A 21,596-nucleotide genomic window follows, 5' to 3' on the forward strand; every position below is an offset into this window, starting at 1 on the left:
CGGGGGTCGGCACCATACACTTTACCAAGTGCCGAGGTTGTTGCAAATGAAAGTTCTGATTGTTGAGAGTAACCCCGATCTGGGTCGGGTCTGGCAAAGGCATCTGGAACGGCAAGGCGCCGAGGTCACGCTGGTGACCGGGCAAGAGGCCGCGATTCTGGCGCTCTATGGCTCGGAATTCGAGATCATTGTTCTGGATTTGGTTCTGGAAACCGGCAGCGCGCTGGCCGTGGCCGATTTCGCCAGCTATCGCCGCCCCGAGGCGCGGGTGATCTTTGTAACCAACACCACCTTTTTCTCGGACGGGTCCATCTTTGCCCACAGCCCAAATGCTTGCGCATATGTCCAAAGCGGAACGCCGCCAGAGGATCTGGCGGCGATGGTAGAACACTACGCGGCGGGTCGCTGATCCCGCCCATGGGGTTCGTGATAGTTCAGGTCCGGGTTTATCGGGATGATCCGGTTTGGATTGATGGTCTCATGGCTGTAGTGATAGTGCCGCACGATATGGCTCATATTCACTGTCCGGGCGACACCGGGCCACTGGTACAGTTCGCGCGTATGCGCCCATAGGTTGGGATAGTCGATCAATCGCCGTTTGTTGCATTTGAAATGCAGGTGATAGACCGGATCGAACCGGATCAGTGTGGTAAACAGCCGCCAATCGGCCTCGGTCACGCGGTCGCCCATCAGGTAGCGGTTTTGGCTCAGGCGCTGTTCCAGCCAATCCAGAGTTTCAAACAAGGGGTGGATGGCGGCGTCATAAGCCTCTTGCGAGGTTGCAAAGCCCGATTTGTAAACGCCGTTGTTGACGTCGGAATAGATCCGCGCATTGACTGCTTCAATCTCATTGCGCATCGCTGCGGGCCAGTAGTCATCGGTGTTGCCGGTGATACCATCAAAGGCCGAGTTGAACATGCGGATGATTTCCGAGCTTTCATTCGAAACAATCGTTTCTTGTTTTTTGTCCCACAGGATCGGCACTGTGACCCGGCCGGAATAACTGGGATCGGCCCTGGTGTAGACCTGATGCGCAAAGTCGAGACCATAGAGATCATCCCCGGTCGCGCCGTGATCATCCACCTGAAAGGTCCAGCCCTTGTCCAGCATGTCCGGATGGACCACCGAGACCGAGATCAGATCGCCCAGGACCTTAAGCTCGCGAAAGATCAAGGTGCGATGCGCCCAGGGGCAGGCGTGGCTGACATAGAGATGGTAACGCCCCGGCTCGGCCTGAAACCCGCCTTTGCCCGAAGGCCCGGCACGGCCATCTGCGGTGAGCCAGTTGCGAAACTGTGCAGCGCTGCGTTTGAACGCCCCGCCCGTGGATTTGGTATCATACCAGCTGTCGTGCCATTGCCCATTGACCAGAAGGCCCATTTTGCGTCCTCCGCATCTGCGTTTCGGCAAAGATAGGGCGCTGACCCCGGCCTTCCTACAACAGCCCGCGCGCACTCGGCCTGCACCTGCGCACAGTCTCGGGGTGAGATTTCCGTGCAACAACTCTATGCACGGCCAAGCTATGTGTACCGGTTCACTGGAATTTTACAGTTTTGGCCCCACAATAAGAGGGGCCGGAGGGGGAATTTGTTATGAGTACCTATGTTTCAAAGGAAATGAGCGCCGAATTGGATGCGGCACGAATCGCCTCGCTGAAAAAGGCCAGCCGTTTGCGGGTGGAAATGGGCGACAATTACTTCAAAATTTTGCAATTGTGGAAAGACGGTTTCACAGTCGAGGCCGCGACAACGCCGCGCTTGCGCGGGCTGGTCGACATCTATGACGGGGCAAACCACCTCTACCAATGCCTGATTGTCGCGGATGAGGACGCATCGGGCGAGATGCGCTATGAGTTCAAGCGCAACACAGCTGCCGCAGACAAGGCCCCGCTGGATTTCTACCGCGCGCCGGATGCACCGATCGCCTTGTTGGGTTACGACGACTAGGGTCGTATTTCGACGGTCGTTCCGGTCGGCGTCAGGCACCTATACCACGCGGCCTGTGCGTCCGAGATGGCGACGCAATCCACCGATCGGGCCATTGTCTGTGATCGGGAAAACCAGCGATGTCCAAGCCAGCTTGGGCATGGGTTACTGCAGATCTGAAAACGCCTTTTTCAGCCGCGCACAAGCCTCCTCGACCCGGGCGCGTTGGGTGGCCAGGTTGAACCGCTCGAATGTCTCGCCGCCGGTGCCAAATCCGGGGCCGGACGATGTTGCAATCCGCGCGTCCTCGCGCAGACGTCGAACAAACTCATCGTGGTTCATGCCGGTGCCCGAAAAATCGACCCAGGCCAGGTAGGTTGCTTGCAGTGGCATGGACCAGAGGCCGGGAATTTCCGAGATAGCGGCGTCGAAGAGTTTGCGGTTTTCGTCCAGATGCGCAATCTGAGCATCGACCCATTCGGCCCCCTCTGGCGTGTAGGCAGCTGTGATCATGGCAACACCCAACGCGCTCGGATCGTAGTCGAGTGTATCCAGCCGATGGCGCATCGCCGCACGCAGCTTAGGGTCTGGGATGATCATGTTCCCTGTGCGTTGACCCGCGATGTTGAAGGTCTTGGACGCCGCAGTCAGAGTGACAGTCCATGGCTGCGCCTCTGGTGCGGCGATATCCATCGGTACAAACGTGGCGCCGGGATAGACGAGATCGTGATGAATCTCATCCGAGACCAGAACCAACCCATTGCGCCCGGCAAATTCTGCCACTGCCCGCAATTCGTCACTTGTCCACACCCGACCGGACGGATTCTGGGGCGAGCACCACAGCAACAGCTTTTCTGACCCGTCCAGACGGGACTGCGCGTCGTCGAGGTCAACTGCATAGGTGTCGCCGTCGCGCACCAGTGGGCATTCCACCACACGGCGCCCGGATTTGTTCACCTTGTGAGCAAACTCGTGATAGACGGGTGTGAAGATCACCACGCCGTCCCCCGGCGCACTCCAGACATCGAGACAGAGTGCAATGGCATTGCCCAAGCCTTGTGAGGTCAATATCCAATCAGCGTCAACTTGCCAATCATGTCGGTTCTGCATCCACCACTGGATGGCCGCCAGATACGCGGTGTGTTTCCACGAATAGCCAAAGACCCCATGTTCAGCCGCGCGGCGTACCGCATCGATGACGCAGGGCGCGGTCCGGTAGTCGGAATCGGCGGTCCACATGGCCAGCCCGTCATCGGGCGACACACCATAGAGCTGCTCCATCTTGTCCCATTTTGAACTCTGGGTGCTCCGGCGGTCGATCAGGTCGTTGAAGGTCATGTCTGCTCCGATTGTCTGGCGGAAAGCTAACCGCAAATCAGGCAGGTGCAAGGGGGGCGTTGCGGCGGCGGGCACGATGGCCTAAATCAGCCTCATGAAACGCACTATTCTTATCCATCCCGATCCTCGCCTGAAAAAGGTTTGCGCACCTGTTGCCGATCTGACCGATGAGCTGCGCGAACTGGCCGACGACATGCTAGAGACCATGTATGACGCGCCGGGTATTGGTCTCGCCGCGCCGCAGATCGGTGTGCTGGATCGGCTGATCGTAGTGGATTGTGTCAAAGAAGAGGGTCAAGCCCCGCGCCCGCTGGTGATGTTCAATCCCGAGGTCATTGCATCTTCGGACGAAACCAATGTCTACGAGGAAGGTTGTCTGTCGATCCCCGAGCAATATGCCGAGGTCACGCGCCCCAAAGTGGTGGACGTGACATGGATGGATCGCGACGGCAATCTGCAGCAGGAAACGTTTGATGGTCTCTGGGCCACCTGTGTCCAGCACGAGATTGATCATCTGAACGGCAAGCTGTTCATCGACTACCTGAAGCCGCTTAAACGGCAGATGATCACGCGCAAGATGCAGAAGCTCAAGCGCGAAAAGGCACGTACATGACCGTCCGGACATGCCTGCCGTGGCCAGACAAGCGCTTACGGACCAAGGCCGAGAACGTCCCCGAGATCACAGATGAGATCCGTGCAATCTGGGACGATATGATCGACACGATGGACGCGATGCCGGGTGTTGGCCTTGCTGCCCCCCAGATCGGAGTGATGCTGCGCCTGGCAGTTGTCGATGGTTCGACCGAACGGGGCCGTGCGGTACGTCTGGCAAACCCGGTGGTCCTGCACAGCTCGATCGAATTGCGCGAACATGATGAGGCCAGCCCGAACCTTCCGGGAGTGTCAGCCAAAGTGAAACGCCCCCGTGCGGTGACGGTCAAATACTTGAATGAACAGGGCCAGATTGACCGCCGTGATTTTGTGGGGATTGAGGCCACCAGCGTGCAGCACCAGATCGACCACCTGAACGGACGGATGTATTTCGACCGCCTCAGCAAGGTCAAACGCGACATGCTGCTGCGCAAGGCGCGCAAATCCACGTAGGCCGGGCTTCAGCCCGGCTTCCGCCCCAAAACGGAGCCAACAATGCGCATAGTCTTCATGGGAACCCCCGATTTCTCGGTCCCGGTGCTGGATGCGCTGGTCGGGGCAGGGCACGACATTGCCGCCGTCTATTGCCAACCCCCGCGCCCTGCTGGCCGAGGCAAGAAGGCCCGCCCAACCCCGGTTCATGCCCGGGCCGAGGCGCTGGGCCTTGAGGTCCGCCACCCCCTCTCGCTGAAATCTCCGGAAGAACAGGAGCGCTTTACCGCGCTGAACGCGGATGTGGCGGTGGTCGTGGCTTATGGTCTGATCCTGCCGCAACCCGTTCTGGATGCGCCGGCACTAGGCTGCCTGAATATCCACGCCAGTCTGTTGCCGCGGTGGCGCGGTGCTGCGCCGATCCACCGCGCGATCATGGCGGGTGATACGCAAACAGGGATCTGCATCATGCAGATGGAAGCCGGGCTGGACACTGGTCCGGTTTTGCTGCGTCGGGCCACGCCGATTGATCCGGAAGAAACCACAGCGCACCTGCATGACCGGCTTTCGGCTATGGGGGCCTCGTTGATCGTTTCCGCGCTGACACACCTGCCGGATCTTACCGCTGAACCGCAGCCAGAGGACGGGATCACCTATGCCTCCAAGATCGACAAGGCCGAGGCACGGATCGACTGGACCCGCCCCGCCGCCGAAGTTGACCGCCAGATTCGCGGCCTGTCTCCCTTTCCAGGGGCGTGGACTGAAATGGGAGATGACCGTCTCAAGCTGCTGGCTTCACGCGTGGCAGATGGGAACGGCCTTCCGGGAGAGGTTCTGACCGAAGATCTGCACGTCGCCTGCGGGCAGGGCGCTGTTGAGTTGCTGCGCTTGCAAAGGGCCGGCAAAGGCGCGCAGGATAGGGAAACGTTTCTGCGGGGGTGGCCCATTCCGATCGGCACCCGCCTGACTTCGGAGTAGAGCCACATGTTCATGGTCCTGATGGGCACCGTCGTGATTGCCGGGATCGTCGGCTACCTGTCCGAGAAGACGGGCTTTACCCATAATGGTTATTTGCAATCCATCATCATCTGTGTCGGCGGGGCCTTCCTGTTCTACTTTGTCCGCATCATGTTCGGCGTCACCTTTGGCCCACCGGGTCTGAACGCGATCCTATCCTCTATCGGGGCGCTGATCATCGTGCCCACCCATTGGAGGAAGTGACATGCCCGTCATTGCCTTGATCGTGATCGGAGCTGCCGCCGGGTTCCTCGCCACCCGCCTGATGCGGGTCGAGGCCGACATCCCCACCACCATGCTGATCGGTATCGTTGGCGCACTGGTCGGTGGGTTTTTGCTGCGCACGCTGATCACCGTCGCCGGGTGGCTTTCGGGGTTCGTTGGCGCAGTGTTGGGGGCTTTGCTGGTGATCTGGCTGTGGCAGACCATTCGACGGCGTTAAGCCTTGACCTTTAGGTCCGGCCTCTGCCAGATCACCCCGAAACTCATGACAGGTGATCTATGTCTTATGATCTGAAGCCGGGCGATGTCGCCCTGATGGGCGTTCCGCTGGATTTGCACTCATCCTTCCTGCAGGGTCCGGCCTTCGCCCCGGGTCGTATCCGTGAGGCGCTGCATTCGGGGGCCGCGAACCTGACGGCTGAGGATGGCACCGATTTGGGCGCAACCGAGCGGTTCAAGGACACGGGCGATCTGGCAGTGTTCGAGATGCGCGGGCAGGAACCTATTGATCGAATCGAAGCCGGGGCCGCCCAGCGGATCGCAACCGGCGCGCGGCTTTTGTCACTGGGCGGGGATCACTCGGTCGCCTTCCCGCTGATCAAGGCGCATGCCGAGCGGAATGAGGGGTTGAACATCCTGCATATCGACTCGCATCCAGACCTTTATGACACGCAGGATATCGGCCCGCTGGGTCACGGCTGCCCTTTCGCACGCGTGATGGAAAGCTGCCAGATCAACCGGCTGGTTCAGGTTGGTATTCGGACCATGAATGCGCATCAACGCGAACAGGCCGACAAATTCGGAGTCGAGGTGATCGACATGCGCAACTGGCGCGCGGACCTGCAGCTTTCCTTCGACGGTCCGGTCTATCTGTCGCTTGATCTGGACGCACTGGACCCGGCCTTTGCGCCAGGCGTGTCGCATCACGAACCTGGTGGGCTCAGCACGCGCGAGGTGATCGATCTGATCCACCGATTCGAAGGGCAACTGGTTGGCGCGGATATCGTCGAGCTGAACCCGCACCGTGATCCTTACGGAATGACGGCAATGGTCGCCGCGAAGTTTGTCAAAGAGATCGGGGCGCGGCTTCTGACGCGCTGATCCTAGCGTTCGTCACAGACAAGGGTTGATCCCAGCTGCGGCGCTGCGCGGCTGGTCATGTCAAACCGGTCGGCCTCGGCGGCGTTCATCCAGTGCATTTCTTCCGCAGGGGCGGCATTGAGCGTGAACCAGTAGAACGCTTCATCGACGCCGATGTCCTGAAAATAGTCCAGATAGCGCTCATGCTCAGGGTCATCATCGGGTAACTCGGTTGCCACGATGCCGGATCCGCTCCAACTGTGGACGCCCACACAGGCCCCCGGCTGCAAGGTCCGTGTGCGACCGGCCAGAAACAGATCGGTTCCGCCCGAGGCGACCATCCCGTTCGAAGGGACAACCGTATCGAATCCTTCCTCGTGCACGACGCGGCTGAAGACAACGTTGGCGTCATCGTCCACCGACCCTTCGATGTATTGCAGAACCAATGTGTCGGCTTGGGGGTTCTCGGCCAACACCTCATTGAACGCGTCAAGTGTCGTGTGATCGATGGTACCCGTCGCGATGATCCGGGTGTCCTGCGCAACAAACGTGACCGGAGTATAGCTCTGGCCGCAAGCAGCCAGCAGGGAAAACACGGTCAGCGAAAGGAAAGAAGAACGCTTCATCAGCTTCACACGATAGGGTCAGAAAGAGATAGCAGGCGGTACGGCGTGCCGTCCACGGAAATGGTCACTGTCGGGGCGGACGGCTTTTGTAGACCGGCAATTGCCACCCGAACAGCAAGGACCCGGCCCGAAGCGCCCAGCACATCATTGCACAAAGGCCCAGCGCCGGCAGCCCCTCAAGCCCGAACCGCGTCGCCACGACCGCCGTCAGCGCCCCCGCGAAAGCGCAGGAGACATAAAGCTCGCCCTGTTTCAGTACCAGTGGCACCTCGTTGCAGACCACATCCCGCATCAGACCGCCCAGACAGCCGGTTGTGACACCCATCAGAACAACGATGATTCCGGATTGGCCCAACGACAGCGCCGCGCCGGTGCCGGCGGCCACGGCAATCGACAAGGCGAAACTGTCCAGCCAGATCAGCAAGTTGTACCGGCTTTCCACAAGATGCGCGGTAAAAAACACCAAAACGGCAGCGGTAACTGCAATAAGAATATAGTCCGGTTGGCCGACCCAAAAGATCGGATGCCGGTCCAGCAGCAAGTCGCGCACCGTGCCACCGCCCACCGCCGTCAAACAGGCGATGAACGCAAAACCCACCAGATCAAGTTGAGCGCGACTGGCCACCAGCGCCCCGGTCAGTGCAAAAATCAGAACCGAGGCATAGTCCAATAGGGCAAGCGCGCTCACGCCTGCGCTTTCTTGGGTTTGAACGGGGCCATGCCTGCGCGGGCCAGCTCGTCGGCTTTTTCGTTCTCCGGGTGACCCGCATGGCCTTTGACCCATTCCCAGATCACATCATGACGCTCCTGCGCAGCGTCCAGTCGTTGCCACAGGTCGACATTCTTGACGGGTTTCTTGTTCGAGGTTTTCCACCCGTTCCGTTTCCAGCCGAAAATCCAGCCCGTGACACCGTTTTTCACATAGGCGCTGTCGGTCACGACCGTGACTTTCGAGGCGCGCTCCAGCGTCTCAAGCGCGCTGATGGCGGCAAGCAGCTCCATCCGGTTGTTGGTGGTCTCGGCTGCGCCACCGTTCAACTCACGCTCTTTCAGGACTGTGTCGCCTTCCATCGCGCGCAGCAGAACGCCCCAGCCGCCGGGGCCGGGATTGCCGGAACAGGCACCATCCGTATAGGCAAACAGTTCAGGCATGCGCGGCCAGTCCGATCCAGTCCGAAACCGAGCCATCCAGCCCGGTACCGCTGCCGTGTTTCTGGTCGGTGACGGTAAACCCTGCCTGTTGCAGATAGGTCTTCAATTCATCCTCGGTATAGTAGCTATAGTAGCGCCCCAGCCGGTCGGGGCCGTCCCCCTGACCCAGCTTCATGGCGATGAAAAAGATGCCCTTGGGTTTCAGCGCCCGATGAATGGCCGCAAGCAGGGCGGGGAATTCTGCACGTTTGGCATGCAGCAAACTGAAATTCGCCCAGATGCCGTCATATTCACCATCGGCCTCAAGGTCGGAAAACGCAGCTTGGCGGGCCGCAACGCCGGGGTGGGTCGAGGCCAGCCGGACCATCTCGGCCGAGGCGTCCATGGCGTGAACCCGTAGCCCCGCTCGAGCCATGATCGCAGCCGAGGTGCCAGGACCGCAGCCCAGATCGAGAACCGTGCCACCGTCAGGCACAGCCTGAACAAAGCTGACCAGCTGCGGGTCTTCCGCGTTGGCGTCATCGGTCAGCTCGGCATAGCGGGCGGCCTGCGTGTCGTAGACGGAAATGGTATCACGGTCGCTCACAAATACACTCCGACAGCCAAACATATCAGCACAATCGCCGTCAGCAGAATACGCAGCCGCATCCACCAGTTGGGGGCCAGCCCCCAATACCAGAACAGCGCGTCCAGGGCCAATAACCCCGCGAAACCCATCATCAGGTGTGTGCCCGCGCTGACCGGCCCGCCACCCGTCATGAAAAAGGCCCAGAGCGCCGGCAGAACCGACAGCGTATAGGCGACCGTTGCCTTGCTACCCGAGGTTTTTGTTGCAAAACCCCACAGTACGCCGGACATGAAACTCAGGATGACCGAGCCATAAAACAGCTGAATGTAGGGTCCGACAAAACGCGATCCAAGCTCACGGCTTCCCCAGTCGTGTAAATCGCCGTTCAGATAGGTCAGTGCACCCCAGACAAACGGGATCAACCCGGCCAACCCCAGATAGAGGGCCGACTTTGGCACGCCAGTCACGCAGGTTGCCTCAGTACGCGAGGCACTTTGAATTCGACATTTTCAACGGCGGTTTCGGCCAGCTCGACGGTCACGTCGTAGCGGTCGCGAAACGCATCAATAACCTCGTTGACCAGCACTTCCGGGGCCGATGCGCCCGCTGTGATGGCCACGCTTGAGATTCCGTCCAACGCGCGCCAGTCGATCTCGGTCGCGCGTTGCACCAGTTGCGCATAGTCGCACCCCGCGCGCGACGCGACTTCGACCAACCTGCGCGAGTTGGATGAGTTCGGCGCACCGACAACCAGCAGGGCGTCGGCCTTCGGCGCGACGGCCTTCACGGCCTCTTGCCGGTTGGTGGTGGCGTAGCAGATATCTTCCTTGTGCGGACCGACGATTGAGGGAAAGCGCGCCTCCAGCGCGGCAATGATATCCTTGGTGTCGTCAACGGACAGGGTGGTTTGGGTGACAAAGGCCAGCTTTTCTGGATCGCGGACCTCGACTGCCGCCACGTCCTCGACAGTTTCCACCAGCAACACTTCGCCCTCGGGCAATTGGCCCATTGTACCCACGGTTTCGGGGTGGCCCTTGTGGCCGATCATGATCATCTGCAAACCGGCATCCGCATGGCGCTGTGCCTCGACATGCACTTTGGAAACCAGAGGGCAGGTGGCATCCACATAGATCATCTGACGCTGCGCGGCAGCTTCGGGCACCGATTTGGGCACGCCATGCGCCGAGAATATCACCGGGCGGTCATCGGGGCATTCGTCCAGTTCTTCGACAAATACCGCCCCTTTGGCGCGTAAGCCGTCGACAACGAATTTGTTGTGGACGATCTCGTGGCGTACGTAGACCGGCGCGCCCCATTTCTGCAGGGACATCTCGACGATCTTGATGGCGCGGTCGACGCCCGCGCAAAAGCCACGCGGTGCGGCCAGATAAAGTGCCAGTGGCGGCTTGGTCATGTCGCTGTCTCCTTGCGCCACAGGTAAGTCTTTTGCAGGTCTAGGTCCAGACAGGAACGCGTCATTGATCTGACATGAATCAGTGCTAGCCAATGAGCTGTTTCAGCACCAATCCATAGTTAAAGAAGCGCGGTCGGGGTGTCACACCCTGACCGCGCGATTTTGAAGTTTCGGAGATTTAACGGCGTCTAGTGACCGCCTGCCGCAGCAACGCTGCGTGGCTCTGCCGGTATCTCACGCGGAGGGCGACCGATGACGTCGCGCAGATCCTCAAGTTCGATAAAGTTGTCGGCCTGGCGGCGCAATTCGTCCGAGATCATCGGCGGCTGGCTGCGGATGGTCGACACGACCGAGACGCGCACGCCCTGACGCTGCAGGCTTGCAATCAGCGGGCGGAAATCCCCATCGCCCGAGAACAGCACAATATGATCGACACGCGGTGCCAGTTCCATGGCATCGACGGTCAGTTCGATATCCATGTTTCCTTTGACTTTCCGACGCCCCATGCTGTCGGTGTATTCCTTGGCCGGTTTGGTGACCATGGTGAAGCCGTTGTAATGCAGCCAGTCCACCAGAGGCCGGATCGGGGAATACTCGTCATTTTCCAGTAGCGCTGTATAGTAGAAAGCCCGTAGCAGCTTGCCGCGGCGCATGAATTCCTGCCGCAGAAGCTTGTAGTCGATGTCGAAACCCAGGGCTTTCGCGGCGGCATAAAGATTCGAGCCGTCGATGAACAGCGCTAGCCGTTCGTCCTTATAAAACATAAATAGGTCCTTCCGGTATAATCCAGCCCGCTGCCTGATTACATGTGAGTGGTTAAAAAATCAGCGCGCTGGTATGTCTATAATTAGGGCTTTTAATGGGCATCGCAAGTATGCATTTGGCCGAATATGGGGGTATCAATGGGCGAATCTGTGCCAAACTTGGTTGTGGCCCTGGGTGCCAATCTCAATCTGAGAGGGAATGAGCCCAAGGTGACACTTCGTCAGGCTCTAGATGCGCTTTCACACCAGGGATTGGTGATTCGCGCCGAAAGCCGGTTTTTTGCAACCCCGTGTTTTCCGGTCGGGGCTGGGCCTGACTATGTGAATGCTGCCGTTTTGGTCGAATCCCACAAGTCTCCGACCGAGGTTTTGCAGGTTTTGCATCAGGTCGAAGATGACTTTGGACGGGCACGCGACCAGCGCTGGGGCATGCGGACGCTGGATCTGGATCTGGTAAGCTATGATGATCAGGTTTGGCCCGACCGGGCGATCTTTGATCGCTGGTTGACATTGTCGGAACAATCGCAGCGGCACGAAGCCCCGGACCAGTTGATTTTGCCCCATCCACGGTTGCAGGACCGCGCTTTTGTGTTGGTTCCGATGGCTGATGTGGCCCCCGAATGGCGCCATCCCGTATTGGGCCGGACGGTGACACAGATGCTGGCGGAACTACCAGCCGAAGATATCGCGGCGGTGACGCCCCTTTAGATTGGCGCGATGCGGGTATTTCCTGCTTGTCAAGGCGTTCAATCGGCCTTAGATACAACGCTTCCTGATATGGACTCACTAACGGAGAGCGTCCCATGGCCCGCGTGACGGTTGAAGACTGCGTAGACAAGGTTCCGAACCGGTTCGAACTGGTGATGTTGGCGGCCCACCGGGCACGCGAGATTTCTGCCGGTGGCCCGATCACTGTTGATCGCGACAACGACAAGAACCCGGTCGTATCTCTGCGCGAGATCGCGGATGAGACCCAGAGCGCCGACGAACTGCGTGAGCGTCTGATCGAGGCCAACCAGACCCAGATCGAGGTGGACGAGCCGGAAGAAGATCAGATGGCGCTGCTTATGGGTGCCGAGACGGACAAGCCTGCTGATGATGACATGTCGGAAGAAAAGCTGCTGCGCGCTCTGATGGAGGCGCAAGGCCAGGGGTAAGCCCCAAAAAGACGAAGGTGCGGACCGGATGATTTCTGCTGACGATCTGATTGCGCTGGTCCGCAACTACAATCCCAAAACAAATGCCGATCGTATCGAGCGGGCCTATGAATTTGGCCAACAGATGCACGACGGGCAGTTCCGCCATTCAGGCGAGCCCTACTTTACCCATCCCGTTGCCGTTGCTGCCATCCTGACCGAACAGCGTTTGGATGATGCGACCATTATCACGGCCCTGCTGCACGACACGATTGAAGACACCAAGGCCAGCTATGGTAAAGTGTCCGATCTGTTCGGGGATGAGGTGGCCAAGCTGGTTGATGGTGTCACCAAGCTGACCAACCTGCAGCTTTCCAGCCGCGAGACCAAGCAGGCCGAGAACTTCCGCAAACTGTTCATGGCCATGTCCAAGGATCTGCGGGTCATTCTGGTCAAGCTCGCCGACCGTTTGCACAACATGCGCACCATCAAAGCGATGCGCCCTGAAAAGCAGGTCCAGAAAGCGCGCGAGACAATGGATATCTACGCGCCGCTTGCAGGCCGGATGGGGATGCAATGGATGCGGGAAGAACTGGAAGACCTCGCCTTCCGCGTTCTGAACCCCGAGGGCCGCCAGTCGATCATCCGACGCTTCATCACGCTGCAACGCGAAACTGGCGATGTGATCCATCGGATCACGGGCGATATGCGGCACGAACTGGAAAAAGCCGGGATCGAGGCCGAAGTCTTTGGTCGCGCCAAGAAACCCTATTCGATCTGGCGCAAGATGCAGGAAAAAGACCAGGGCTTTTCGCGCCTGTCCGACATCTACGGTTTTCGCATTATCACGGCGTCCGAGGAAGATTGTTACCGGACCCTCGGCGCGATTCACCAGCGCTGGCGCGCGGTGCCGGGACGGTTCAAGGATTATATCAGCCAGCCAAAATCGAACGGATACCGCTCGATCCACACCACGGTGTCCGGCCGCGACGGCAAACGGGTCGAAGTGCAGATTCGCACCCGCCAAATGCACGATGTGGCCGAAACCGGTGTGGCGGCGCATTGGTCCTATCGCGATGGTGTGCGATCCGAAAACCCCTTTGCCGTCGACCCGGCCAAGTGGATTTCCAACCTGACCGAGCAATTCGACAACGAGGAAGACCACGAAGATTTCCTCGAAGCCGTCAAGCTCGAGATGTATTCGGATCAGGTCTTCTGTTTCACGCCAAAAGGCGATGTGGTCAAGCTGCCGCGCGGGGCGACGCCAATTGATTTTGCCTACGCGATTCACACCCGCATTGGCCATGCCTGCGTTGGGGCCAAGGTAGATGGCATTCGTGTACCGCTCTGGACGCGCCTGAAAAACGGTCAGTCGGTTGACATCATCACCGCCGATGGCCAGACGCCGCAGGTCACGTGGCTCGAGATTGCCGTGACCGGCAAGGCCCGCACTGCGATCCGCCGTGCCCTGCGCGAGGTAGACAGAGAAAGGTTCATCAAGCTGGGCAAGGAATTGGCGCGCTCGGGCTTTGAACATGTGGGGCGCAAGTCCACCGACAAGGCTCTGGATACGGCTGCCAAACATTTGCGTCTCAAGGACCGGCATGAGCTGCTCGCCCGTCTGGGCAGTGCAGAACTGACCGCCCATGATGTGGTCGAGGCCGTCTATCCCGAACTGACCAAGGACGAGGGCGATGCCATTCCGATGCGCCGCGCGGTGATCGGTCTGGAGCCGGGTCAGAAATTTGACCGCGCGCCCTGTTGTCAGCCGCTGCCGGGCGAACGTATTGTCGGCATTACCTATCGCGGCAAGGGCGTGGTCGTGCATGCCATCGATTGCAACCGTCTGGGCGAATTCGAGAACGAGCCCGAGCGCTGGGTCGATTTGCATTGGCATTCTGGCACGCACCCCGCGGCATATGGCACGACGCTGGACCTCACGATCGGGAATGACGCGGGCGTACTGGGACGCATTTGCACATTGATCGGTGAGAAAAAGGCCAATATCTCGAACCTGGAATTCGTCGACCGCAAACCGGATTTCTACCGCCTGCTGATCAATGTCGAACTGCGTGACCTTGAACAGCTGCATTCGCTGATGCTGACGCTTGAGGCGGAAAGCGATGTCGCTGCGGTTGAACGGCATCGGGACAGGGAAAAAACCGCCGTTGCGGCGGGTTGAGAAGGGGTGATCAGGAGTGGTTTTCAAGCGCCGAGATCGACGCTCGCCCATCCAGATTGCCTCGGAATTCATCTATCCGCGTGGCGGATGGACCCGCGCCTTTCTCTATGTCAAGCACCGCATTCGCCGCCTGCCGGATTCCCCTGAACGCATTGCGCGCGGCGTTGGGGTGGGCGTATTTACGGCGTTCACGCCATTTTACGGCCTGCATTTTGTGGTCGCCGCGGCGCTCAGCCGTATTTTGAACGCCAACCTGTTGGCCTCGCTGAGTTCGACTTTTTTCGGCAACCCGTTGACCTATGTGCCCATCGGCGTCGTCTGCCTTCAGACCGGACATTTCCTTTTGGGTGACGATTTTGAAGAAGGCGAGACCCACGGCCTGATGAACAGTTTTGTCCAGGCAATGGGCGATTTGAAAAACAACTTTCTGGCCGTATTCACAGATCGCGTCGCCGACTGGCGCGGGTTGAGCATTTTTTATGATGAGGTGTTCTTTCCCTGGCTGATTGGCGGCATCCCTCCCGGGCTCGTTGCGGGGGTGGTCTGTTACTACCTCAGTCTGCCTTTGGTGCGCACCTATCAACAGCGCCGTCTTGCGCGTATCAAGGCAAAATTTGATCAAATCAAGCGTTTGGCCGAAGGAAAACCTGACGTTCCCGTTCAAAACGCTCTAGGTTCTGGCAAAACCGTGAAGAAGGAATCGCGTGATGTCTGACAACCACCTGCGTCTGGGCGTGAACATCGACCACGTTGCGACCGTGCGAAATGCGCGCGGCGGGGCGTATCCTGATCCGCTCCGCGCCGCCAAACTGGCCGAAGAAGCCGGCGCTGATGGCATTACAGCGCATCTGCGCGAAGATCGCCGCCATATATCGGATGCCGACATTGACGGGTTGATGGAGGTTCTGTCGGTGCCGCTGAATTTTGAGATGGCCGCAACAGATGAGATGCAGAAAATCGCCCTGCGTCACAAGCCCCACGCGGTTTGCATCGTGCCCGAAAAGCGCGAGGAACGCACGACCGAGGGCGGGCTGGAAGTCGCGCGCGAAGAAAACAAGCTGGCGCATTTCATCGCACCTCTGCGCGAGGTGGGTTGTCGCGTGTCGATTTTCATCGCCGCTGACCGGCGTCAAATCGAAGCGGCGCACCGAATCGGCGCCGAAGTGATCGAGCTGCACACGGGTGCCTATTGCGACGCCTTCGCGGAAGGACGCATGGAGGATGCCGCGCGCGAATTGGACGCCCTGCGCGACATGTCCACCTTCGCCCATTCGCTGGGCCTGGAGGTCCATGCAGGGCATGGCCTGACCTATGACACAGTACAGTCGATCGCGGCTTTCCCCGAGGTGCGCGAGCTGAACATCGGTCATTTCCTGATTGGTGAATCGATCTTCCTGGGCCTCACGCCCGCCATACGGGAAATGCGGCTGTTGATGGACGAGGCGCGAGCGTGATTGATCCGACATCCCTCGCCGTTGCGGCAGCTGCATTTTTTGTTGTTGCAGTGTCACCCGGACCGGCAAACATCTCAAACGCTGCCATTGCCATGAGCTATGGCCGAAAAACCAGCCTGATCTATGGGGCGGGACTGTCCTGTGGTCTGATGTTCTGGGGGGTGATCGCCGCCAGCGGCATGGGTGCAGTGCTCAACAGTTCGTTCTATGTTCTGATGGTTCTCAAGGTGCTTGGAGGCCTCTATTTGCTGTGGCTTGCATGGCAGTCGGGCCGATCTGCAATGCGATCACGTGCTGAAGACGTCGCTTTGCCAAACAAGGGGCGTTGGTTTTGGCGCGGGTTGGTTTTGAACCTCTCCAATCCGAAATCGGTTATCGCGTGGATGGCAGCTTTGTCCGTCGGCTTGCGCCCGGAAGACGGATTGGTCTCCGTAGCAGCTGCCACTTTGGTGTGCATCGTTGCAGGGTTTGCCAACAACGCGCTTTATTCTCTTGCGTTCTCGGTCCGCGGGATGATGGCTGCGTATCGCCGGTTTCGTCGTTGGATTGAGGGTATCGTCTCTGGACTGTTTGCAGTCGCGGGTTTGGGCCTCATTAAATCAGCGTTTTCCAGATGATCCTTGGCATCGGCACAGACCTCGCCAACATCGAACGGATCCAGGGCACGCTTGACCGGTTCGGCGACCGCTTCCGTAACCGCGTTTTTACCGAGACCGAACAACGCAAGGCCGAACGTCGCCACGACACCGCGGGGACCTATGCCAAACGCTGGGCGGCGAAAGAGGCGTGCTCCAAGGCATTGGGAACCGGCCTCCGCATGGGGATTGCGTGGAAAGATATGGCGGTTACCAATCTGCGAACTGGTCAACCTGTGATGCATGTGACCGGCTGGGCGGCCGAACGCCTGAAAGAGATGACGCCCGCAGGGCACGAGGCGATCATCCATGTCACATTGACCGATGATCACCCCTGGGCGCAGGCCTTTGTGGTGATCGAGGCGCGACCGCTTCAAGAACCGGCCTCGCAGCCTTGACTTGCCCCTGCATGCCCCGCATGTAGCACCCCAACAACCCAAGGAGCACAGAGCAGTATGGCCGAGGACGTCAAAACCGGAAATCCCATCTGGGAGACGATCAAAACCATCGTCTACGCCTTGCTGATCGCAGGCGTGTTCCGCACCCTGTTCTTTCAGCCATTCTGGATTCCCTCGGGTTCCATGAAGCAGACCTTGCTGATCGGTGACTTCCTCTTCGTCAACAAGATGGCGTACGGCTATTCCTACGCGTCCTGCCCCAGCCTGATCATCCCCAGCGTCGGCCTGAACATCGATGCCGAGGACATCTGCGGCTGGATGCAAGGCGACGAAAATTCGCGCATTTGGGGTGGTGAGCCCGAACGCGGCGATGTCATCGTCTTTCGCCACCCGGTCACGGGTCGAGACTATATCAAACGTCTGATCGGCCTGCCAGGGGACCGTATTCAAATCCGTCAGGGCCAGATCAATCTCAACGGCACACCGGTTCCGCAACAGCCGGACGGCGTCTTCACCGAAACCGCCGAGCCGCAAGGCCCCCAACGCCTGCGCCCCCGCTGTTCCAACGGCCCGGTCGGCATTGGGGGAACGTGCGAAAAGAACCGGCTGATCGAAACTTTGCCCAACGGTGTGTCATATAATGTGCTGAATATCGGCAATCAGGGTTCGGACAACACCGGCATCTACACGGTACCCGACGGCCACTATTTCTTCATGGGCGACAACCGCGACAATTCCAGCGACAGCCGCCTGCCGCAATCCGCTGGTGGCGTTGGCTATGTTCCCTACGAAAACCTGATCGGTCGCGCCGACCGGATCATGTTCTCTTCCGCAGGCCGGTCCATGTTGTTCTTCTGGACGTGGCGGGGCGATCGGTTCTTCAAGGCGGTCAATTGAAGCTATCGGCTGAGATAAACGCATTCCAGCAGCGATTGGGGTATCAATTCTCGAACCCCGAACTGCTGGTGCGGGCATTGACCCACGGTTCGGTCTCATCAGCCACCCGACCCGACAATCAGCGGCTTGAGTTTCTGGGTGACCGCGTTCTGGGCCTTGTCATGGCCACCGCACTACTTGAAGCGGACAAGAAAGCCTCCGAAGGCCAACTGGCCCCCCGGTTCAACGCACTGGTTCGTAAAGAGGCCTGCGCAGACGTTGCACGTCAGATCGATCTGGGCGCGGTGTTGAAACTCGGCCGATCCGAAATGCTGTCGGGCGGTCGCCGCAAACTGGCCCTTCTGGGCGACGCGATGGAGGCGGTGATTGCGGCCATCTACCGCGACGCCGGGTTTGAGGCGGCCCGCGATGTTATCCTCGCCCTCTGGGGCGACCGCATCCACACGGTCGAATCGGATGCGCGGGACGCCAAAACCTCGCTTCAGGAATGGGCGCAGGCGCGCGGCCAGACACCGCCCAGCTATATCGAGGTCAAACGCAGCGGCCCGGACCACGCCCCCATCTTCACAATCGCGGCCCGCCTGCAGGACGGAACCGAGGCACAAGCCACTGCAGGTTCCAAACGTCAGGCTGAACAGGCCGCCGCAAAATCCCTGCTTGAAACGTTGCCGAAATAGACGGGCTCTGCAAAGCCAATTCGAAATTCAGGCGACCCGAATAAACCCACTCACCCCGGTCAGCCCATGGGCCATCTGTTCCATCGTCATGCAATGAGGATGATACCAGTCCGTGCCCGCATCCGGGGGCGTGAACGCATAGTCGAACGCCTCATCCGGCGTAATTGGCACCTGGGTCAGATAAGGCACACCGTCCATGCGATTTGGAATGCGTAACCCGTGCCAATGCATCGCGGTATAGTCCGATGTGGCGTTCCGTACCGGCAGCCGCATCGCCTGCGCCTAGCGCGCAAACAGCACCGGCAGCGGCGCATCCGGCGACAGGCCGACCTTGTCGGTTGTCACCTGATCGCGCGAAGTGTAACTGGCAGGCTGCACAACCAGCTCAGGTTCACCTGAGGCCAGCCCTAGATTCCCCAGACCTATGGCTTCGGCAGCGGCTCCGCTTCTTAGAAGGAACGCGCCACGTTTTATGAGACGCCTCTTCAAGGTAAGATACGCCTAACTGTCACTGGCGCGGCGCAGTCAGTTTCTGTCACGGCGTAGGCATGACTGCAATGCGACAAATCCCTCTGGCCCGTCCGGGCTTTCTGCTATAGGGGTGCGCACTTGCAAACAGGATTGCCATACACATGACCACACGCGCCGGATTTATCGCCCTGATCGGAGAGCCCAACGCAGGCAAATCCACCCTTCTAAATCGTATGGTCGGGGCCAAGGTCTCGATCGTGACCCACAAGGTCCAGACCACACGCGCCCGTATTCGTGGCGTCGCGATGGAAGGCGATGCGCAGCTGGTCTTTGTCGACACGCCGGGCCTGTTCAAACCCCGCCGTCGTCTGGACCGCGCAATGGTTGCCGCAGCCTGGGGCGGGGCCGCCGATGCGGATGTGGTTGTTCTGATGATTGAGGCACATCGCGGTATCACCGAAGGGGTCGAACGTATCCTCGAAGGTCTGGACGAGATTGGACAAGGCCGCACCGTCGCACTGGCGATCAACAAGATCGACAAGGTTCCGTCCGAAAAATTGTTGGCCCTGACCAGCGACCTGAACGCGCGCTATCCGTTTGCTGAGACCTTCATGATCTCGGCTGAAAAAGGCCACGGCGTCGACGACCTGCGCACATGGCTGGCGGGGGAACTGCCTGAAGGACCGTGGCTGTATCCTGAAGACCAGATCGCCGATCTTCCGCTTCGTATGATTGCCGCCGAAATGACGCGCGAGAAGCTGACCCTGCGCCTGCACCAGGAATTGCCGTATCAGCTGACCGTCGAAACCGAGAACTGGGAAGAACGCAAAGACGGCTCGGCCAAGATTGATCAGATCATCTATGTCATGCGCGATGGGCACAAAGGCATCGTGCTGGGCAAAAAAGGCGAGACGATCAAGGCCGTCAGCCAAGCCGCTCGGGCCGAACTGGAAGAGTTCCTAGACCGCAAGATACATCTGTTCCTGCAGGTCAAGGTCCGCCCCAACTGGTTGGAAGAATCCGAGCGCTACTCGGAGATGGGTCTGGATTTCAAAGACGGCAACGCATGACCCGACTGACGGCTGAATTCTGGGTCCACGCCTATCTGGCGCGGTTGCGGTTTCAGGAAATCCCCGCCTTCGTCGTTGCGCATGGCGACGACACCGCAGGCGCAGTTCTTGTCAAACTCAACACGCTTGATGGTCAAGCGGTGGCCTTCCAGCGCAGCTTTGACCTGATGAGCGGCGCACGCAAATGGGTGGAGCTGTCCAGCGGTCCCGAGCGTGATGTGGATGAGGCCATCTTGCGCCAACGCAGCTTTGACCCCGACCTTTGGGTTGTCGAGGTCGAGGACCGGGAGGGACGGCATATGTTGGGGGAAGACGGGCTCAACTAGCACCTGCATCGGTGGGCCTTGGACGCGCGGCTCAAACCGGCTAATTTGTGCGTGAACTGGTCGGCTTGGGCTGATGAGACTTTGGAACAACGCACAAAGGTAAGGTGTTTGCGTGGCTGAAACACTCGCAGAGAAACTGGAAAAATCAAACCTCGGTCACTGGATGCAGCGGTTTGAGGGCTTCATGGTCTTCGTCGGTGTCGTCGGCCCGTTTGCCACTCTGCCGCAGTTGGTAAAGCTGTACTTCACGCATTCAGAACATGCGACCGGCCAGTCTTTGTTGTCCTGGTCGCTTTATGCTGCGCTTTCTTTTCTTTGGTTTTCCTATGGTTTGGTGGTCGGCAAGCTGCCTATCTATGTGGGCAACGGGCTGTCCATGATTCTCAACCTCTTGATGGTGGTTGGAATCCTGATCCACGCGGGCGTGACGTTCTGACAGGGCCTTAACCCTGGATCATCGGTTCCAAAGACACCCGCAGCGATACGGCGGCGAAGAACAGAACACTGCCTGCTAGTACGAACACATGCCAGATCGTGTTGTGATAGGGCATCCAGTCGGACAGGTAGAAGATGACGCCTGCGGTGTAGACTCCCCCTCCGGCAATCATCAGGGCTAGGACCGAGGGTGGCAGCTCGTCCAGCAAGGCATGCCCGCTCCAAACCGCGGCCCATCCCATGCCCAGATACAAAACCAACCCAACCCAGCGAAACCGGTGCGGGTCAAGCATCTTGAGGACCGATCCCAGTGTGGCCGAGGACCAAAGCCCGATCATCAGGCCCGGTGCCTGCGCTCCGGACAGCAGCAGGAAGGGCGTGTAGGTGCCAGCGATTTTCACGTAGATGCCCGAGTGATCGAGCCTGCGCAGCAATTCGGTCCACCTGTCGCTGACCACCATGTTGTAGAGTGCTGAAAAGCTGAGCATCAGGATCAGCGTCACGCCGTAGATCGACGCGCCCATGACCGCGTCCGGATCGGCGCGGTAGAAAACTGTCAAGACGATCAGAATGGGAACCGCGATGAGGGCCAGAAACAAGCCCAGAACATGTACAACTCCGTCACTGATGCGCTCGGCCCGGCTGTAGGCCGGACGGATATCTGCAAAAGATCGCATGCAGTTAAAGGTAGGCTTGTCACGTCCTTCGGGCAAGTCCATCGGGTTG

Annotated in this window: 32 protein-coding genes; 20 read left to right on the forward strand and 12 right to left on the reverse strand. The window is 59.2% G+C overall.

What is annotated here, in order from left to right; genetic code table 11:
• Window positions 1–46: 46 nt before the first annotated feature.
• The gene (locus ACR0L4_RS15130) at window positions 47–409 is read left to right on the forward strand and encodes a response regulator transcription factor (RefSeq protein ID WP_480513901.1); all 363 of its coding nucleotides are present in this window, start codon (window positions 47–49) and stop codon (window positions 407–409) included.
• Here the strand turns inward: ACR0L4_RS15130 and ACR0L4_RS15135 are convergent.
• The gene (locus tag ACR0L4_RS15135) at window positions 391–1,380 is read right to left on the reverse strand and encodes a glutathione S-transferase family protein (protein ID WP_480513903.1); all 990 of its coding nucleotides are present in this window, start codon (window positions 1,378–1,380) and stop codon (window positions 391–393) included. The genes ACR0L4_RS15130 and ACR0L4_RS15135 overlap by 19 nt on opposite strands.
• 212 nt (window positions 1,381–1,592) lie before the next feature.
• On the opposite strand from ACR0L4_RS15135, the gene ACR0L4_RS15140 reads away from it, so the two are divergent.
• Window positions 1,593–1,946 (forward strand): hypothetical protein, encoded by a 354-nt coding sequence (locus ACR0L4_RS15140; protein ID WP_170752284.1) that lies wholly within the window; start codon window positions 1,593–1,595, stop codon window positions 1,944–1,946.
• A gap of 144 nt (window positions 1,947–2,090) precedes the next feature.
• On the opposite strand, the gene ACR0L4_RS15145 is transcribed toward ACR0L4_RS15140, so the two are convergent.
• A complete protein-coding gene (locus ACR0L4_RS15145) occupies window positions 2,091–3,263 on the reverse strand; it encodes a MalY/PatB family protein (protein ID WP_480513905.1) in 1,173 nt (390 codons plus the stop codon).
• A 94-nt stretch (window positions 3,264–3,357) separates the two neighbouring features.
• Between ACR0L4_RS15145 and def (ACR0L4_RS15150) the strand changes: the two genes are divergently transcribed.
• From def (ACR0L4_RS15150) to speB, 6 genes are read left to right on the forward strand one after another with little or no spacing between them, the layout of a single operon-like run.
• A complete protein-coding gene (def, locus tag ACR0L4_RS15150) occupies window positions 3,358–3,876 on the forward strand; it encodes a peptide deformylase (protein WP_480513907.1) in 519 nt (172 codons plus the stop codon).
• Complete coding sequence (def, locus tag ACR0L4_RS15155; RefSeq protein WP_480513909.1) at window positions 3,873–4,367, forward strand: peptide deformylase; 495 nt, start codon at window positions 3,873–3,875, stop codon at window positions 4,365–4,367. The genes def (ACR0L4_RS15150) and def (ACR0L4_RS15155) overlap by 4 nt, the downstream gene beginning before the upstream one ends.
• Before the next feature lie 42 nt (window positions 4,368–4,409).
• Window positions 4,410–5,324 (forward strand): methionyl-tRNA formyltransferase, encoded by a 915-nt coding sequence (gene fmt / locus ACR0L4_RS15160; RefSeq protein ID WP_480513911.1) that lies wholly within the window; start codon window positions 4,410–4,412, stop codon window positions 5,322–5,324.
• Between the two features lie 6 nt (window positions 5,325–5,330).
• Complete coding sequence (locus ACR0L4_RS15165; protein ID WP_480513914.1) at window positions 5,331–5,567, forward strand: hypothetical protein; 237 nt, start codon at window positions 5,331–5,333, stop codon at window positions 5,565–5,567.
• A 1-nt stretch (window position 5,568) separates the two neighbouring features.
• A complete protein-coding gene (locus ACR0L4_RS15170) occupies window positions 5,569–5,805 on the forward strand; it encodes a GlsB/YeaQ/YmgE family stress response membrane protein (RefSeq protein ID WP_170752271.1) in 237 nt (78 codons plus the stop codon).
• Window positions 5,806–5,864: 59 nt separating this feature from the next.
• Window positions 5,865–6,686 (forward strand): agmatinase, encoded by an 822-nt coding sequence (gene speB / locus ACR0L4_RS15175; RefSeq protein WP_480513916.1) that lies wholly within the window; start codon window positions 5,865–5,867, stop codon window positions 6,684–6,686.
• 2 nt (window positions 6,687–6,688) lie between these two features.
• On the opposite strand, the gene ACR0L4_RS15180 is transcribed toward speB, so the two are convergent.
• The 7 genes from ACR0L4_RS15180 to ACR0L4_RS15210 all read right to left on the reverse strand — a co-directional run bounded on the left by ACR0L4_RS15180 (window position 6,689) and on the right by ACR0L4_RS15210 (window position 11,189).
• Entirely contained in the window at window positions 6,689–7,291 is a 603-nt protein-coding gene (locus tag ACR0L4_RS15180; RefSeq protein ID WP_480513918.1) for a COG3904 family protein, read from the reverse strand.
• Between the two features lie 64 nt (window positions 7,292–7,355).
• Complete coding sequence (locus ACR0L4_RS15185) at window positions 7,356–7,979, reverse strand: trimeric intracellular cation channel family protein (protein WP_170752266.1); 624 nt, start codon at window positions 7,977–7,979, stop codon at window positions 7,356–7,358.
• The gene (gene rnhA / locus ACR0L4_RS15190; RefSeq protein WP_170752264.1) at window positions 7,976–8,443 is read right to left on the reverse strand and encodes a ribonuclease HI; all 468 of its coding nucleotides are present in this window, start codon (window positions 8,441–8,443) and stop codon (window positions 7,976–7,978) included. Before rnhA ends, ACR0L4_RS15185 begins: the two co-directional genes overlap by 4 nt.
• A complete protein-coding gene (locus ACR0L4_RS15195) occupies window positions 8,436–9,029 on the reverse strand; it encodes a class I SAM-dependent DNA methyltransferase (protein ID WP_480513921.1) in 594 nt (197 codons plus the stop codon). Before ACR0L4_RS15195 ends, rnhA begins: the two co-directional genes overlap by 8 nt.
• Window positions 9,026–9,478, reverse strand: coding sequence for a DUF3429 domain-containing protein (locus tag ACR0L4_RS15200; RefSeq protein WP_170752260.1), 453 nt, complete (start codon window positions 9,476–9,478; stop codon window positions 9,026–9,028). The genes ACR0L4_RS15195 and ACR0L4_RS15200 overlap by 4 nt, the downstream gene beginning before the upstream one ends.
• Window positions 9,475–10,425, reverse strand: a complete 951-nt coding sequence (ispH, locus tag ACR0L4_RS15205) for a 4-hydroxy-3-methylbut-2-enyl diphosphate reductase (protein ID WP_170752259.1) — start codon at window positions 10,423–10,425, stop codon at window positions 9,475–9,477. The genes ACR0L4_RS15200 and ispH overlap by 4 nt, the downstream gene beginning before the upstream one ends.
• Window positions 10,426–10,613: 188 nt before the next feature.
• Window positions 10,614–11,189, reverse strand: a complete 576-nt coding sequence (locus ACR0L4_RS15210) for a LabA-like NYN domain-containing protein (RefSeq protein ID WP_170752257.1) — start codon at window positions 11,187–11,189, stop codon at window positions 10,614–10,616.
• Between the two features lie 138 nt (window positions 11,190–11,327).
• On the opposite strand from ACR0L4_RS15210, the gene folK reads away from it, so the two are divergent.
• From folK to rnc, 9 genes are all read left to right on the forward strand, one after another.
• Window positions 11,328–11,897: a 2-amino-4-hydroxy-6-hydroxymethyldihydropteridine diphosphokinase gene (gene folK / locus ACR0L4_RS15215; RefSeq protein WP_480513924.1), complete on the forward strand. Its 570-nt coding sequence runs from the start codon at window positions 11,328–11,330 to the stop codon at window positions 11,895–11,897.
• 95 nt (window positions 11,898–11,992) lie between these two features.
• Window positions 11,993–12,346 (forward strand): DNA-directed RNA polymerase subunit omega, encoded by a 354-nt coding sequence (rpoZ, locus tag ACR0L4_RS15220; protein WP_142639234.1) that lies wholly within the window; start codon window positions 11,993–11,995, stop codon window positions 12,344–12,346.
• Between the two features lie 28 nt (window positions 12,347–12,374).
• A complete protein-coding gene (locus ACR0L4_RS15225) occupies window positions 12,375–14,507 on the forward strand; it encodes a RelA/SpoT family protein (RefSeq protein ID WP_480513926.1) in 2,133 nt (710 codons plus the stop codon).
• Between the two features lie 16 nt (window positions 14,508–14,523).
• Window positions 14,524–15,222 carry a DUF2062 domain-containing protein gene (locus ACR0L4_RS15230; protein WP_170752252.1) on the forward strand — a complete coding sequence of 233 codons (699 nt, stop codon included), beginning with the start codon at window positions 14,524–14,526 and terminating at the stop codon, window positions 15,220–15,222.
• Window positions 15,215–15,961: a pyridoxine 5'-phosphate synthase gene (locus ACR0L4_RS15235; protein ID WP_480513929.1), complete on the forward strand. Its 747-nt coding sequence runs from the start codon at window positions 15,215–15,217 to the stop codon at window positions 15,959–15,961. The genes ACR0L4_RS15230 and ACR0L4_RS15235 overlap by 8 nt, the downstream gene beginning before the upstream one ends.
• Window positions 15,958–16,578 (forward strand): LysE family translocator, encoded by a 621-nt coding sequence (locus tag ACR0L4_RS15240; RefSeq protein ID WP_480513931.1) that lies wholly within the window; start codon window positions 15,958–15,960, stop codon window positions 16,576–16,578. Before ACR0L4_RS15235 ends, ACR0L4_RS15240 begins: the two co-directional genes overlap by 4 nt.
• Window positions 16,575–16,994: a holo-ACP synthase gene (gene acpS / locus ACR0L4_RS15245; RefSeq protein WP_480513933.1), complete on the forward strand. Its 420-nt coding sequence runs from the start codon at window positions 16,575–16,577 to the stop codon at window positions 16,992–16,994. Before ACR0L4_RS15240 ends, acpS begins: the two co-directional genes overlap by 4 nt.
• Window positions 16,995–17,051: 57 nt before the next feature.
• On the forward strand, window positions 17,052–17,891 hold the full coding sequence (gene lepB / locus ACR0L4_RS15250; protein ID WP_480513935.1) for a signal peptidase I: 840 nt from the start codon (window positions 17,052–17,054) through the stop codon (window positions 17,889–17,891).
• Entirely contained in the window at window positions 17,888–18,568 is a 681-nt protein-coding gene (rnc, locus tag ACR0L4_RS15255) for a ribonuclease III (protein ID WP_170752241.1), read from the forward strand. The genes lepB and rnc overlap by 4 nt, the downstream gene beginning before the upstream one ends.
• Window positions 18,569–18,595: 27 nt before the next feature.
• Here rnc and ACR0L4_RS15260 read toward each other — a convergent pair whose 3' ends face one another.
• Both ACR0L4_RS15260 and ACR0L4_RS15265 read right to left on the reverse strand, forming a co-directional pair.
• Window positions 18,596–18,841, reverse strand: a complete 246-nt coding sequence (locus ACR0L4_RS15260; protein ID WP_480513937.1) for a multicopper oxidase domain-containing protein — start codon at window positions 18,839–18,841, stop codon at window positions 18,596–18,598.
• A gap of 9 nt (window positions 18,842–18,850) precedes the next feature.
• The gene (locus tag ACR0L4_RS15265) at window positions 18,851–19,057 is read right to left on the reverse strand and encodes a hypothetical protein (RefSeq protein ID WP_480513939.1); all 207 of its coding nucleotides are present in this window, start codon (window positions 19,055–19,057) and stop codon (window positions 18,851–18,853) included.
• 143 nt (window positions 19,058–19,200) lie between these two features.
• On the opposite strand from ACR0L4_RS15265, the gene era reads away from it, so the two are divergent.
• The 3 genes from era to ACR0L4_RS15280 all read left to right on the forward strand — a co-directional run bounded on the left by era (window position 19,201) and on the right by ACR0L4_RS15280 (window position 20,871).
• The gene (gene era, locus ACR0L4_RS15270; protein ID WP_170752239.1) at window positions 19,201–20,109 is read left to right on the forward strand and encodes a GTPase Era; all 909 of its coding nucleotides are present in this window, start codon (window positions 19,201–19,203) and stop codon (window positions 20,107–20,109) included.
• The gene (locus ACR0L4_RS15275; protein WP_480513941.1) at window positions 20,106–20,435 is read left to right on the forward strand and encodes a DUF1491 family protein; all 330 of its coding nucleotides are present in this window, start codon (window positions 20,106–20,108) and stop codon (window positions 20,433–20,435) included. Before era ends, ACR0L4_RS15275 begins: the two co-directional genes overlap by 4 nt.
• Window positions 20,436–20,547: 112 nt before the next feature.
• Window positions 20,548–20,871 (forward strand): SemiSWEET transporter, encoded by a 324-nt coding sequence (locus tag ACR0L4_RS15280; RefSeq protein ID WP_170752234.1) that lies wholly within the window; start codon window positions 20,548–20,550, stop codon window positions 20,869–20,871.
• A gap of 7 nt (window positions 20,872–20,878) precedes the next feature.
• Here ACR0L4_RS15280 and trhA read toward each other — a convergent pair whose 3' ends face one another.
• Entirely contained in the window at window positions 20,879–21,547 is a 669-nt protein-coding gene (gene trhA, locus ACR0L4_RS15285; protein ID WP_480513944.1) for a PAQR family membrane homeostasis protein TrhA, read from the reverse strand.
• Window positions 21,548–21,596 lie beyond the last annotated feature (49 nt).

This window comes from Ruegeria sp. AB5 (genome assembly GCF_056542645.1).